Origin of the sequence: Flavobacterium sp. Leaf82 (assembly GCF_001422725.1) — a bacterium.
Lineage (GTDB): Bacteria > Bacteroidota > Bacteroidia > Flavobacteriales > Flavobacteriaceae > Flavobacterium.
Map to the genome: position 1 here is coordinate 407,202 of NZ_LMMA01000032.1, position 15,684 is coordinate 422,885.

10 protein-coding genes are annotated in these 15,684 nt (G+C 30.4%); 9 read left to right on the plus strand and 1 reads right to left on the minus strand.

The features are described from left to right. Positions 1-5 precede the first annotated feature (5 nt). The 5 genes from ASF10_RS16325 to ASF10_RS16345 all read left to right on the plus strand — a co-directional run bounded on the left by ASF10_RS16325 (position 6) and on the right by ASF10_RS16345 (position 6,839). Entirely contained in the window at positions 6-1,046 is a 1,041-nt protein-coding gene (locus tag ASF10_RS16325; protein WP_056251167.1) for a CBASS cGAMP-activated phospholipase, read from the plus strand. Positions 1,047-1,048: 2 nt separating this feature from the next. Continuing rightward, on the plus strand, positions 1,049-1,930 hold the full coding sequence (locus ASF10_RS16330; protein WP_056251171.1) for a nucleotidyltransferase: 882 nt from the start codon (positions 1,049-1,051) through the stop codon (positions 1,928-1,930). 198 nt (positions 1,931-2,128) lie between these two features. Next, positions 2,129-3,493: a putative sensor domain DACNV-containing protein gene (locus tag ASF10_RS16335; RefSeq protein WP_131726548.1), complete on the plus strand. Its 1,365-nt coding sequence runs from the start codon at positions 2,129-2,131 to the stop codon at positions 3,491-3,493. A gap of 654 nt (positions 3,494-4,147) precedes the next feature. Further along, on the plus strand, positions 4,148-4,816 hold the full coding sequence (locus tag ASF10_RS16340) for a hypothetical protein (RefSeq protein WP_056251177.1): 669 nt from the start codon (positions 4,148-4,150) through the stop codon (positions 4,814-4,816). Between the two features lie 184 nt (positions 4,817-5,000). After that, a complete protein-coding gene (locus tag ASF10_RS16345) occupies positions 5,001-6,839 on the plus strand; it encodes a hypothetical protein (RefSeq protein ID WP_056251180.1) in 1,839 nt (612 codons plus the stop codon). A gap of 475 nt (positions 6,840-7,314) precedes the next feature. Here the strand turns inward: ASF10_RS16345 and ASF10_RS16350 are convergent, their stop codons facing one another. After that, a complete protein-coding gene (locus tag ASF10_RS16350) occupies positions 7,315-7,917 on the minus strand; it encodes a transposase (RefSeq protein ID WP_056251183.1) in 603 nt (200 codons plus the stop codon). A 180-nt stretch (positions 7,918-8,097) separates the two neighbouring features. Between ASF10_RS16350 and corA the strand changes: the two genes are divergently transcribed. The 4 genes from corA to ASF10_RS16370 all read left to right on the plus strand — a co-directional run bounded on the left by corA (position 8,098) and on the right by ASF10_RS16370 (position 15,462). Then, positions 8,098-9,168 (plus strand): magnesium/cobalt transporter CorA, encoded by a 1,071-nt coding sequence (gene corA, locus ASF10_RS16355; RefSeq protein WP_056251186.1) that lies wholly within the window; start codon positions 8,098-8,100, stop codon positions 9,166-9,168. Between the two features lie 62 nt (positions 9,169-9,230). After that, positions 9,231-11,324: a phosphate acetyltransferase gene (pta, locus tag ASF10_RS16360; protein WP_056251189.1), complete on the plus strand. Its 2,094-nt coding sequence runs from the start codon at positions 9,231-9,233 to the stop codon at positions 11,322-11,324. 108 nt (positions 11,325-11,432) lie between these two features. Continuing rightward, the gene (locus tag ASF10_RS16365) at positions 11,433-12,617 is read left to right on the plus strand and encodes an acetate/propionate family kinase (RefSeq protein ID WP_056251192.1); all 1,185 of its coding nucleotides are present in this window, start codon (positions 11,433-11,435) and stop codon (positions 12,615-12,617) included. Between the two features lie 100 nt (positions 12,618-12,717). Next, a complete protein-coding gene (locus ASF10_RS16370) occupies positions 12,718-15,462 on the plus strand; it encodes a LuxR C-terminal-related transcriptional regulator (RefSeq protein ID WP_056252217.1) in 2,745 nt (914 codons plus the stop codon). The last annotated feature ends 222 nt before the right edge of the window (positions 15,463-15,684 follow it).

Here is a 15,684-nt window from a genome sequence, read left to right on the forward strand (position 1 = left end):
ACCTTATGGATAAAAAAAATGAACAAATAGAATCAAACGAAAATATCTTTAAAATCCTTGCAATAGATGGTGGAGGTATAAAAGGACTTTACAGTGCATCAGTACTTGCAAGATTAGAAGAAAAAACTGGAAAAAAAATTGGAGATCATTTTGATATGATTTGTGGTACTTCCACGGGCGGGTTAATTGCTTTAGCGCTTACTAAGGGAATATCGGCACAGGAAATTGCAGATATGTATTTCAATAAGGGGAGCCAAATATTTCCTATTTCCGAATATCAGCCGATAAGATATTTTCAAAGAAAATGGCAATTTTTTAAACAGCTGTTATGGAGAGGAAAGTTTTCTGCTGAACCTTTAAAAAAAATATTGCAAGATATGCTTGGTGAAACAACCATGGGAGAGGCCAATAATTTGTTATGTATTCCTAGTTATAATCTAATTACTGGCATGCCTAGAGTGTTCAAATTTCCTCATAAAGAAGGTAATTTTTTCATGGAAAGAGAAGTGAAGATGGTGGATGTAGCTTTAGCTACTTCAGCTGCACCAACTTATCTGCCCATACATGAACATAGAAATATTTTATATGCTGATGGGGGACTATGGGCAAATAATCCATCACTTTGTGGGCTGTTAGAAGGTTTGAAGTTTTTCGTTGGTCCTCAAAAGCAATTCTCAACTTTCAAGATTTTGTCTGTTTCGAGTGTTACGCAGCCAAGCGGATGGCCTTCTAGTTCCAAGCGAAATCGTTCATTCAGGCATTGGGGGAATAAACTTTTTCAAGCCTCGATGGATGGGCAAGCCTATTTTAATGATTTCTTCTTAACTAATATTATTGAGAACATACAACCGTCTGGGACTTATTATAGAATTCCTTCACCGCAGCTTTCAAAAGAGCATATAGGGATGATTGACATGGATATAGCACATCGTAGTGCATTAAAAACTCTTAAAGGTATGGGAGATCAAGCTGGGTATCATTATGCTATTCAACCAGAGGTACTTTCGTTTTTTGATCAAGTAAAAATTTATAAAACAAATACTTAGAAATGAATTTTGATGAACAACAATTAATAACTTGGTCAAAACCGATAAGTACTACAGAAGATCAAAAATGCCAAAATGTGATTAGTCAGGTTACAGCGGCATTAAAAGCTAAATTTGGGAATAAGATTTCCATTTTTCTTCAGGGCTCATATAGAAATAATACCAATGTTAAACAAAATAGTGATGTAGATATTGTTATGCGATATGATGATGCCTATTATTCAGATTTACATCGTTTATCTGAAAGTGATAAGGCATTATATAATGCTCAAAAAACATCCGCTGGATATAGTTTTGATCAGTTAAAAGCTGATACAGAGCTAGCTTTAAGGAATGTTTTTAGTAGTGATGTAAAAAGAAAAAATAAATGTATTCAGATTAATGGCAACACTAATCGTATTACAGCTGATGTAATTCCATGTTTTGTTTTAAAAAGATTCCGTAACCTCACTACCATTGAAGCGGAAGGTATTAAATTTTATTCAGATGAAAACGATGCAATTATTAGTTTTCCCGACCAGCACTATACAAACGGAACAAGAAAAACTAATGAGACATATCGTTTGTATAAGCGTATGGTTCGGATTTTAAAAGTGGTAAATTATCGATTAATTGATGATCGCAAAATCTCTGATACGCTAGTCTCTTCATTCTTTATTGAATGTTTAGTATATAATGTACCCAATGAATATTTCATGTCAGGAAATTATACTCAAACATTAAAAAATGTCATTGAAAAGATATATACAGATATGAAAAACAACGCTGAATACAAGGAAGTTAGTGAGCTGTTATGGCTTTTTAGCATTAGGACCCCTAGAACCCATAAAGATGCTATGAATTTCATGCAATATTGTTGGGATTATCTCGGATACGAAGATTAACAGTATATTACGATTATAAGTGTTAAATATTCTTTTGTCTTTATCGTTTGAAAAAACTTTCAGCAAAAGCATACTTTTTGGGTAAAATTTGACTTGTATCTGTGAGAAAAGTACATACGTAGCACTGTTGACCTTTTTGACGTCAGAATATTTACAAACTGACTGGAAGCATTAGATTTAAAATTAAAGAAAATTTAAATGATGAAAAAAATCAATGCGACTCCCCTCGATTTATCAACTTTTGTTTTTAATAAACTTAAAAGTTTAAAAAATCAATCGCTTCGACCTAGTGAACAAGTTCTTTTTAATTTATTTGAAAGTTTGTTTTATACAAGTCTAAAAACAGAGGAAAGTGATTTTATTAAAGTAACTATTACTTTAATAAACTCTGAAAATCCAGATCCGAAGCCACCAGGAAGAATTGTTAAGGATAGATGGAGCATAATTAGATTTGAAGAACAAATTGAATTTAATGTAAAAAATATAGTTAAACTTTCCAAGGCAGCTGATCCATGGAGTTCTTCCTTAGCTGTTAATTTTGATAAAAATGGGAAATTGTTTATTTGGGGCTTAATTGATCAGTCAATACATTACCAAAATTATTTGCATTATGAATCTGAAGAAGGTCCTGAACAACCAGGCTTATTTCAAACTTCTATTACAAACATAGGAACACTGCTAGTTATTATTGACTATGAACTAATAGCAACACTAAAACAAAATATTTTAATAAGTAAATATATTGACGTTTTTAAATTTGGTAAAGTTTCGGAAATAATTGAATTACATTCAAAAAAACTTATAAATGATATTAGTAGTGATATAAGAGATTTATCCCTTAATGATAAAAAAATATGGAATAGTATTGTTGACAATCTTTGGAGGGAAACAATCTCAAGGTTGTTAATAAGAATTCAAAATTACCGTCATGGAGGTTCATTTATTATTAGTAAATCAAACTATCTTGACTTGGATATTAAACATAAAATCCAATATGATAGAATTTACAGCGCATTAAAAAATAAAATTTCTTTTTCAATTGAGAACAGTAAATACTCTGATTTGATTTATGAAGATTATTTAGATAGTGTTAATGGAGGAGATATTCCAAGGAGATTATATTTAAAAGAAGTAATCTCTAATAGCAATAAAAAAGAAAGTACAGATGAATTAAAAGGTGCAATTAGATTTATCGCTTCTCTAAGTTGTATTGATGGATTAGTTGTTTTAGATGATAAGCTAAAAGTTAATGGATTTGGAGCTGTAGTACGAAGATTTAATTTACCAGAGGAAGTATATATATCAAAAACGGCAAGATTTATTATTAAAAATTTAGAAGCTATAAAACCAGATCATTTTGGAACAAGACATCGTGCAATATTTTCCCATTGTTGGGAAAATATTGGAAGTTTAGGATTTGTTATTTCACAGGACGGCGATATAAGAGTAATAACAAGAATTGAAAATAAATTAATTGTCTGGGAAAATATAAGAGTTCACCATTTAAACAAGAGTTCAAAATTAAAAAGAGTTTTATTTAATCGTAGAAATACGAATACTTAATTTTTGTTATTTATCTTTCCAGTTTTACTTATCAATCATATTTTGAAAAATAAAAATGGTAACTATCCGATTTCTTTAGAGTACTTAACAAAATAAAAAGCAGAGTCGAACCAAATGGCCGTGATGCAGAAATTTTTTATATCAATTACCTTCTTGATTTGTCTAAAAATGCTCATTACAACTTTAAATCTAAACCAATGGAATTCTCTAAAGCAATCCAGAAGGTTGAAGAGATTATCGATTAATGGATGATTATCTATAGAAAATTATTGAAATTGTATCTACTTTTTGATTAATTATAAGGATGAATTAAATTCATGTAAGTCAAAAAAACACTTCATACAAAGCTGTTACGGAAGTGCTAGTAAAATCTCTAAGAATATGATGCAAATGTTATTGTTATTTAGTTGAAATTACAAAATAGGTATTTACACGGGGTCTATATATTTATAAAAAAACTATTTGCCATTTTTACCGTGATTTATGGAAAACCATAAAAAGTAATGAAAGTGGTTGTGTATGTTTGGTGTTAAATTTTATAAATGTAATAAAGCTATCTCAAAATGTATGGTAGTAAGCCAATTTGTGGCTGGAATAAGCGAATTGGTAGATATTTAATAGCTGGGGAAACGAAAACTTTATCATAATTTAAAAATGAAAAAAATCTTATTATTTATAATCGTAATCCCAAATTTTATTTTAGCACAAGTAAATTTTGATATTAGAAATGTAAATTGGGGAATGTCGATTAAAGAAGTTAAAAATTCCGAAAAATATTTAACTCCTAGTAGTGGACAAAATAATGAATTAGTTTATAGTAAAATTGAACTAAATGAAGAGGTAACTTGCAAATTAATTTATTATTTCTCAAATGGTAGATTGAGGCAACTTACTTATGTTGTGTATGGTCCAAAAGATAATAATTCAAGAGTAACTCCGGAACATAGCGTTCCTATATCATATAAAATTAATAAAGTTAAATTTATATTTGAAGCATTAATCAAAAAACAGATGACTCCCTTTGTTTTAGGCTGGAGAATTACAGGTACTAGCGGAGATACAGATAAAAAACTAAAAGAAGGAAAGATTGACGACGAAACCATAAATTTAATCCAAACGGAATTAAATAGAGTTAATGGAGACGGAGTAAAAATATCTTATAAAAACGAAAGAAGTTGGGCAAGCTTTGAAATAAGACATTTTAAAAAAGAGGAATTTAATACGTGGTTAAAACTTGACGATGATTATTATAATACGTATTTATGGTTGAAAATAAGTCCTAGTATTGAAGTTGAGAAAGAACTAAAAAAGAGTGAATTCTAATAAAAAACACCTACCAACACTTACGGCAAGTGATTTGGGCATTTGGCTTGATTTAAAAATGGTCTTGTATTTGGGATCATTAAGCAAATCCGAAAACAAGACTTAGTTAATCCCAAACCTCTTGTAGCAACGGAACGTTACCTGAGCTTTTAAAAAAAAACTTAACCTCAAAATTTTAGAGTAAATGAACAAACCAAGTCCTGAAGCACTTAAAGAACTAAAGAAGCGTTGGGAGGAAATGCAGGCTATTCGTAAATCACGAAGAACACAAGAAGAAATAATTAATGAGCTTTCATTATTAATTAGCGATTTTCAAAAAGATTCATTTTTGCCTTATCTAACTCAAATGACAAGCCATATTGACCAAAGGGAAACTTCAGAAGTTTTTAAAAACTTGATGTCTCCGATGAAGCAATTTGTGTATTTAACAGATTTATACTTTTCAGTCGAGATAGGAGGAGGTAAAGTAGGTATTTCAAAAGAAGAATGGGATAAAATAACTTATTTGTTGAATGAAATTGAAATGACTTATTTCGGAGATATTGGCTTTTATGATGAAAACATAAATGATAGTCCAAATATTGATAAAGTTTCGGTTTCATTACAAACTTTTCTAAATTATTTTGGGAATGCACAATTATCTTATGATGAGCAAACATTAGAAAGATTACAAAGAAACTGTGGCGAGTTTAATGAAGAAGTGAAAGAAATTCTCGGTTTTTCAGTAACAGAGTCAATTGCTTTTTGCAATCATATTAAAGATCTCATAAATAAAAAATATACAGATTGTAATTACTATTTTTTGAATCAGGAAGAATGGCCAAAACTAACGGCTAAATTCGTTGAAAGAGGACTAATTGACCCACAGAAATGGATAGATGAGCCAGAATTAAAACTTATGAAAGATTTTATGCGTAAGCCAGGTTTTATATTTATTCATAATGTGAGTGATATTTATGAGGTAAATCTACCAACTAATATTACTAAAATATTAATTGAGTTTTTAACTTATGATGAAAATCAAAAAAAAGGAGAAATATTATATTATGCAGACAAAAATCCTTTTTTTGATACACCATTAATAAAACTTAATGAAGCTGAGTTTTTATGTCCTCAATACAAATTTTTAATTGAGAGCTTTTATAATAGAATCAATTCTAAATTATCTGAAATAAAAAAAGAGAAATATACCCAATTTAGAAACCTAAAACTTGAGAAAAAAGTAGAAGAAGTTTTTAGAAAGTTATTTGGAAAAGAAGCTCTAATATTTGATTCTTACTATGTCGATAAAAAAAGGTCAGAACAAGACTTACTTATTATGTTTAAAGGTTTTTTCTTCATAGTAGAAATTAAAGACACTCTTTTCAGAGCACCAATGCGTGATCCAATAAAAGCATTTGATAAGATAAAATCTGATTTCAAAAAATCAATTCAATATGGATATGACCAATGTGTCAGAATCGAAAATAAATTCGCGGAAGGAAAACCTTTTGAGATTTTTGACAACAAAACTCACAAAAGCATATTCCAAATAAAACCAAACAAAATCAAAGATTATTTTTCTATAGTTGTTACTCAATTCAAATATGGGAATATTCAAACAAATCTTGAAAACCTATTAACAAAAGATGAAGAAGCATTATATCCTTGGTCTGTCTGTATAGATGATTTCGAAGCTTTCGTTCTTGCTTTAAAAAAACTAAAAAAAGGTATGGCGAGAACACAGTTTATAAACTATTTAAGACACAGAGAAGCCTACAACGAACACTTAATGTGTGGAGATGAATTGGAATTATGTGGATACTTTATAAATTCACCAAAAGACTTTGAGAAATTTTCAACTATCGAGGAAATTTTTAATGCTGACCCAAGAATGTCTGAATTATTTGATGCAGAATATTATAATGGATTAGGATTTGAGAATGAAATTGACATAGAATTTAAGAGACATAGAAAAGTTCGACCTTATCAAAAGAAGTGGGAATTTGATATAGTTAGTGGAAATGACTTTATAAACAAATAAAAGGCTGCGGGTAAAATTAGCTACAAGAGATTTGGGTAATTGGCTTAAATTATTAAGACTAAAGCAAAACTTGACTCATAAATTAAATGGTGAACCGCTAAACAGTGGTTTAAAGAAATGGTAAAAAATGTGTTAAATTCACGTTTTTCTTTCTCAAGAAAAATTTTTACTCAATATCTTATCGAGGTAAATTAAATTTATTTTGTACCTTATTTGTACCATTGATTTGTAATTAGTTGATATACAATGGTTGTTTCTTTTGAAGAAGTAAAATAAGCAGAGAACTTCCGATTTATCGGAATGTGAATCGCTTATCCCGATTTCTGTCGGGATCTTTTGAAGATCATAAATAAGGAAAAACCGAGTCAGAAATGGCTCGGTTTTTTTATGGATTTTAGTTTCGTATTATTGTTAAACCCGACAGGTTTTTAAAACCTGTCGGGTTTGGATTGCGATCATATTGCGGGTAAAGTTTTTATAAATTCAGAGAGTTTTCTATTGAATCGAAATTTTCTCCTTGGTTATGAAAAGCTTTTAACGTTTCAATATTTTTAAATAATGAAATGACTTTTTCACGTTTTAATTTAGTTGGTTTTTCAGAAACACAAGTTATATATGAACTCCAGGGATATTCTATTGGATGTTCGCAAAAACCATGATTTACAGGATTATAATGAATGTATTTTATCACAGAGCGTAAATAAGATTCGTTATCAATTAATTTTCTTTTAAATGGTCTTTCAAATAAAGCACCATGTCTGTTATAACCTTTATTGATTGCCTTTGTGTAAGCATTAAATAAATTACCAAAAGACTGATGTGGCGGAATGTTTTTTTTGATTTTATCTTCGTTTTTTGTGCACAGAATTTCTTCTAAAGTCTTAATTCGTACTAATAAATGAAAATGATTTTTTAATAGACACCAAGCGAATGTTTCGGCAATTGGGTCAATATGTTTGTTGTAAAGAATTAGAAAATATTCGTGATTTCTATTTTCTTTAAAGATGTTTTCGCTGTTGATCCCGCGATTATAAATGTGATAGTATTTTCCAGATTCTAGAGGTTCGGTTATTTGCATATTTTATATATTCATTGTCAAACCCGACAGGTTTTTAAAACCTGTCGGGTTTAATTTATAAAAGTAATAAAAAGATTACAAAAAATGCAATTCTCTCGAAAATCTTTTCCTATCAAAATGATAAATGTCATTTCCCATTCAGATTCTTTTTCGTAATATTACTATTGTAAATATTTTTGAATGAGAAAGATAAAATACAAGAAAGGACGCAAGCTGCAGCATATTACATTAGAGTATACAGGAACGCATAAAGAGCATGAAACAGAGATGCAGCTTTTTGTATATGACGATGCAGATGTTGTTGAATATGAAAAGTTTACCGTTGCGGCATTAAATTCTTGTTTTGATTATACAAAGAATAACTGGCTAAATGTTCATGGTTTAAATGATATAAGTTTGCTCAAAACTATTGGAGCTCATTTTAAGCTGGATGATTTTTTACTGGCAGATATTTTAAATACTACTAAGCGAACTAAACTCGAAGAGCAACAAAATGTTTTATTTTTTAATATAAAATCACTGTTGCCTTCTGAATATTCTGATAATATTAGTGTAGAGCAAATTAGTTTTATATTGAAAGATGGAATTCTTATTTCTTTTCAGGAAAAACGAAGCGATTTTTTCACCCATATACGCGAACGTCTCCGCACACATGCGGGAATTGTAAGGACTAAAAAAGTCGATTATTTATTGTATCTTTTATTAGATGCCGTAATAGAAAACTTTTACATTACAATAGAAGATGAAGAAGAGAAAATTGAAGAATTAATCAATTTGACTAAAAAAGGTGCAGATCCTGTTATTTTGGAAAAAATTGAAAATCACCGTGATAACTTCAATTTTCTAAAACGCTCTATTGTTCCGCTTCGGGATTCGCTGTATTATCTTAAAACAATTAAAGATGATGATACAAACAGTTTAATTCAAAAAGATACCTTTAATTTTTTCGTCAGGTTACATCAAAAAAGTTTAGAACTTTTAGAGCAAATAGAATCAGATATGAGCTCATTGGAAAGTGCTTCTAATTTTTATTTTTCTGAGCAAAGCAGGAAGATGAATGAAATCATGAAAACCTTAACCATTATATCGGCTATTTTTATTCCGCTTACCTTTATTGTTGGAGTATACGGAATGAATTTTGAAAATATGCCGGAACTTCGATATAAATACGGATATCACAGCGTGATGATTGCAATGTTTTTTCTAGTGATCGCCCTGATTATTTATTTCAAAAAAAGACGTTGGTTTTAACGTTTGTTTCAATAGTAAAAAAACGATTTAAAGTACATTTGTTTAGATATAACACATAAATTATGAGTAAAGCGATATATATAGCCACTAGTGATCAAAATAGCGGGAAATCGATTATTACGCTCGGTTTAATGAGTATTTTAATCGGTAAAACGGCAAAAGTGGGCTATTTTAGGCCAATTATAGAAGATTTTGTAGATGGCGAATTAGACAATCATATAGAAACAGTTTTATCGCATTTTGACCTTGATATAAAATTTGAAGATGCTTATGCGATTACGAAAAGCAAATTAATCAAGAAAAAAAATAAAGGTAAAATAGGGGAGGTTCTAGACCTGATTATCGAAAAATATAAAAAGCTCGAAGAACGTTTTGATTTTGTTTTGGTTGAAGGAACAAGCTTTACTGGCGAAGGAACTTCGATTGAATTGGATTTGAATGTTTTAATCGCAAAAAATCTCGGAATTCCAACTATAATTATAGGTTCAGGAGTTGGTAAAACATTAGAAGAATTAGTTGACAGCCTTTATTTGGTGTATGATTCTTTTAAAGTAAAAGAGGTTGAGGTTTTATCTGTTATAGCAAATAAGGTTCAGTTTGAGAATATAGAATTAGTTACGAAAGGATTACAGAAAAGCTTACCGGCTAATGTCCTGATCAATACAATTCCATTGATTTCAAGTTTGAACAATCCAACAATGCAGGAAATTGTCAATCAGCTTGATGCAAAAGTGTTGTTTGGACATGCTTATTTAAACAATGAAATTGGGCATTTTAGCGTTGGAGCAATGCAGTTGCATAATTACTTAGTTCACTTGCATGACAATGCTTTGGTAATTACTCCGGGAGATCGTTCTGATATTATTTTAGGAGCTTTACAAGCAAATGAATCAGCAAATTATCCAACGATTTCAGGAATTATCCTTACCGGAAATATTGTTCCGGAAGAAAGTATTTTAAAACTTATCGAAGGGCTTTCTGCCATAGTTCCTATTATTGCTGTTGATGGAGGAACATATCATATCACCAATAAAATTGGCGCAATTAGATCCGAGATTTATGCCAATAATACACATAAAATAGAAACCTCGATCACTACTTTTGAAAAGTATGTTGAAGTTGAAACGCTGTCTGAAAGATTAATCACTTTTGTACCGGAAGGAATGACGCCAAAAATGTTCCAGTACAATATGGTAAAAAGAGCAAAACAACATCGCAAACATATTGTTTTGCCGGAAGGAAATGATGACAGGATTATCATTGCTGCTTCAAGATTATTAGATATGGATGTGGTGGATATTTCGATTATTGGAGATAAAAAACAAATTGAAAATAAGGTTACTGAGCTTGGAATTACATTTGATTTTTCGAAAGTAAATATTATCAATCCTATAGAATCTGAACTTTACGAAGATTATGCAAATACTTATTACGAGCTTCGAAAAGCAAAGAATGTAAGTATTACAATGGCAAGGGATTTAATGGAGGATGTATCTTATTTTGGTACAATGATGGTGTATAAAGGTCACGCTGACGGAATGGTTTCCGGAGCAGCACATACCACGCAGCATACTATTTTACCGGCTTTGCAATTCATTAAAACAAAACCAAATTCGTCTGTCGTTTCTTCAGTATTTTTTATGTGTTTAGAAGACAGAGTTTCTGTTTTTGGAGATTGTGCTATTAATCCAAATCCAACTGCAGAACAATTGGCAGAAATTGCAATTTCATCAGCAGAATCAAGTTCAGCTTTCGGAATTGAACCAAAAATTGCCATGCTTTCTTATTCTTCCGGAGCATCTGGAAAAGGAGATGAAGTTGATAAAGTCAGAACTGCTACCGAAATTGTAAAACAAAAACGACCAGATCTTAAAATCGAAGGACCAATTCAATATGATGCTGCCGTAGATAAAGTGGTTGGAAAAAGCAAAATGCCGGATTCTGAAGTAGCCGGACAAGCGAGCGTACTTATTTTTCCGGATTTAAATACAGGAAATAATACTTATAAAGCAGTACAAAGAGAAACCGGAGCATTAGCCATTGGACCGATGTTACAAGGCTTGAACAAACCTGTAAACGATTTAAGCCGCGGTTGTACGGTAGACGATATTATAAATACAGTAGTAATTACAGCGATTCAGGCGCAGGGACTTTAATTAATTATAAATTGTGAATTATTAATTATGAATTTTGCCTCTTTAGTGAATTAATTAAACTTAGAACCTTAGTGCCTTAGCATCTTAGCAGCTAAAAATAAATAAAAAATGAAAATACTAATTATCAATTCAGGAAGTTCATCGATTAAATATCAATTAATGGTTATGCCATCAAACGAAGTAATTTGTTCTGGTATGATTGATAGAATTGGACTCGAAACTTCGAATATTAGCTATAAAACTTCCTCTGATTCTATTGAGGAAATATTGCCAATTGCATCACATAAAATAGGACTGCAAAAAGTAGCCGAAATGCTTTTAGATCCGGAAAAAGGAGTAATAAAATCTACTTCAGAAATTCAGGCTGTTGGACATCGCGTGGTACACGGAGGAAGTTATTTTTCTGATACCACTATTATTACAGAAGAAGTAAAAGAAAAAATAAAAGAACTTTCAGAATTGGCTCCATTGCATAATCCGGCGCATTTGGTAGGAATAAATGTAGCCGAGGAAATTTTTTCATCAGCAAAACAAGTGGCGGTTTTTGATACTGCTTTTCATCAGACTATTCCGGTTGAAGCTTATAAATATGCGATTCCTAATTATCTTTTAACAGAGAATAAAGTTAGGGTTTATGGTTTTCACGGAACCAGTCATAAATATGTATCTGAAAAAGCAATTGATTACTTAGAAAACAATTCTAAGATCATTACAATCCATTTAGGAAATGGCTGTAGTATGACCGCTATCAAAGATGGCAAAAGTATCGATCATACTATGGGTTTTTCTCCCGCAAATGGACTAATAATGGGAACTCGTGCAGGAGATATCGATCAGTCAGTAATCTTTTATTTAATAAAAAATTTAGGCTATACGCCAGACGAAGTAAACGCAATTTTGCTAAAACAAAGCGGTATGCTTGGGCTAACAGGTTACAGTGATTTGCGTGATATTGAGTCAGAAGCTGAAAAAGGAAATAAAGATTGTCTCTTGGCTTTATTAATGAATGCGTATAGAATCAAAAAAACAATTGGTTCTTATACGGCTGCTTTAAATGGTTTGGACGCTATAATTTTTACAGCAGGAATTGGCGAAAATTCATCATACATGCGTAAATTGGTTTGTACGGATATGGATTATTTTGGAATTGAACTTGATCAGGAAAAAAATCAAATTCGTTCCAAGGCAATTAGGGAAATCAGCACACCAAATTCAAAAACAAAAGTATTAGTTGTCCCAACAGATGAAGAATACGAAATTGCAAATCAGGTTTATCATTTACTTCACAACTAAAAATGACGTTCTCTATATAAAAAAGCTCCTCAACTGAGGGGCTTTTTTATGCTTTAGGATTAAATATTTGTCAGTACCTTTGAAGACAAATCCGAATATTTTGAAATCGACACTTTTAAAACTATTTTTCTTCTTTTTCATTGCTTCACAAATACAAGCACAAGAATTACTTCCTTTCGTAGAAAATTATAATAAATCAGATTATCAGGGTGACAATCAAATTTGGAATGTCGTTCAGGGTAAGGATAATGCAATGTATTTTGCTAATAATCACTATTTATTGCGATATGATGGCGTAGTTTGGGAAAAATATACATTACCTAATAAAACTATTATTCGCTCGATTATGATCGAGGGCGATAAAATCTATTCCGGATCTTATAAAGAGTTTGGATATTGGTATAGAAAAGATGGAAAAATGCATTATGTTTCTATTACCAAAAATCTAAGATTATTTGATGAAAAAGATAATGAAGAAATCTGGAAAATTTTCAGATTTAACGGTTCTATTTATTTTCAATCGTTTAATGATATTTTTATTTATAATGGCAAACATATTCAAAAAATCAAATTTCCTTTTTTAATATCCTATTGTTTTGTAGTCGATAAGAATGTATATGTAGCATCAGTAGAAAAAGGATTATTTAGATTAAATGGTTCCAGAATTACAAATCCAAAAGGTTGGAATGTCTTAAAGAAAACGGTAGTTCATGCTATAGAAAAATATCAAAACAAGCCTTATATTTTTACTCAGAAAAAAGGAATATTTATAGTAGAAAAAGAAGGTTTAAGACCCTGGAATAATCCATTAAATGAAACGCTGAAGGGAGCGACAATTAATGTTGCCAAATTCATCAAAGGAAACAAATTAGTTATAGGAACAGGAAACAGAGGTCTCTATATTTATGACTTTACTACAAATACCTATAAAAATATCGACAGGAATAATGTCCTGATGAATAACTCAATTCTGAGTATTGGTTTTGACAAAGAAAATGATTTATGGCTGGGTTTGGATAACGGAATTGCGCATGTTGAAGTAAATTCTCCAATCTCATTTTTTTATGATAATTCAGGGCTTCTTGGTTCCGTTTACTCAGTTGCAACCACTAACAGGGGATATTTGATAGCTTCGAATCATGGTGTTTTTGAATTTGATTCAGGTAAATTTCATATGATGCCTAATACACAAGGTCAAGCCTGGAATATTACGAAAATTGATGATAAATATATTATTGGTCATAATGATGGGACATTTTGTTATGAAAATGGTTCTTTGATAAAGACAAATAATATTAGCGGAGGTTGGAATTTGTCTAAAAGCAGTATTAATAACACCTATTTTCAGTCTACTTATAGTGGAGTTTTGGTTTATGACGATATTTCAAAACTTACCGAAAATAAAGTAATAAAAGATCTTTCGAAACCTATAAAATATGTAGCTCAAAATAAAAAAAATGAAATTTGGGCAGCAGATAACTATCGTGGATTATATCGTGTTTTATATAGTGACGATTATAAGACAAGAAAAGTTGAGAACATTACTCAGCAAAGCAAGATAAAAAATGATTTTGGGGTTAAAATTTTCGAATTTAGAAATGAGATTCTTTTTCTAATCAACAATTCCTGGTATACCTATAATTCTATTACAAACAAACTTGAAGGGAACGAACTCTTTAATGTTAATTTTAAAAATATAACCGATGTAGTTGCCATTGATGAAGATCATTTTATGGTACTTCAGGACGGAATTTTATATCATATTCAGGCTGCAGGAAATAAATTTGTCTGGAACATTATTCAGGAGAAATATTATAAAGGAAAACTGATTAATGATAATTTGAGAATTTTTAAAACTCAAAATCATTATTTATTAAATCTGGACGACGGATTTATTTCTCTTCAGTTAAAGTACGAAAACAAACAAAATTCTGATGTTAAAATAGAAGCTTATAATGATGGATTATTAGTTTCTAATGATTCTAAAATTAAATATAATACAGAACTCAAAGTAAATGTAATATCCGGTATTTATGGAGCAAGTAAACCTAATTTGTTTTATAAGATCAATAAAAGTAATGACTTCGTTCAGATTTCTGGCGGAATGATTGTATTGAATAATCTAAGCAGCGGCAATCATTCTATTGTTGTATACAAACATGACGGAGCTACTTATGAAAAAGTTTCTGGTTTTGAATTTCGTGTTGCAGAACCCTGGTACTTTTCGTTCTGGATGGTTTTATTGTATATGCTAATAATAGGTACAGTATTATTTTTCTATTATAAATGGAATAAACTCCGCTACATGCAAAAATTAAAATTGCAGGCAGAAGAACTAAAACATCAACGAGAAATTCTGGAAATGGAATTGAAAGCGGAGAATGAACTAAATATTCAGGAATATCAAAAACATATTTTAGAACTCGAATTACAAACGAAATCATCAGAAGTTGCAGGGAAATCTTTGTCTATTGCAAAGCAAAGTGAAATGATCGAAAATATTCAGAGCATTCTGGATTCAGAAAAAGATTTTAATAAGCTTAAAAGTGAAATCAAGAAAGCCATTAAAATAAATGAAGTAAATAAACACGAGTGGGAAATTTTTGAAACCAATCTAAATCAAATTCATAATGAGTTTATAATAAGTTTGTCCAAGAAGTTTCCAAATCTTACTCCAAAAGATATAAAACTGTGTGTTTATCTTAAAATGAACCTCTCTTCAAAGGAAATTGCACCTATGATGAATATCTCTTTTCGAGGCGTAGAATTGCACAGATATCGACTAAGAAAGAAATTAAACCTTACTCAGGATGAAAACCTCTCAAAATTTTTATTAAGTCTGTAAGATTTGCATTTAATTTTTAAGGATCTTATATTTTTACACATCATTTTTTATATAATTCCAATACATCATTACTACATCATAACGTAATGTTAACAAAATTAATTTAACATTTAATGTATTGATAATCATTATTATATGTTTATTATTTATCATAATGATGTAGTTATGTAGTAGTGGTGTTTGATGTACTACAACGTTGTAATTGTTTAATTTGGCTCTACT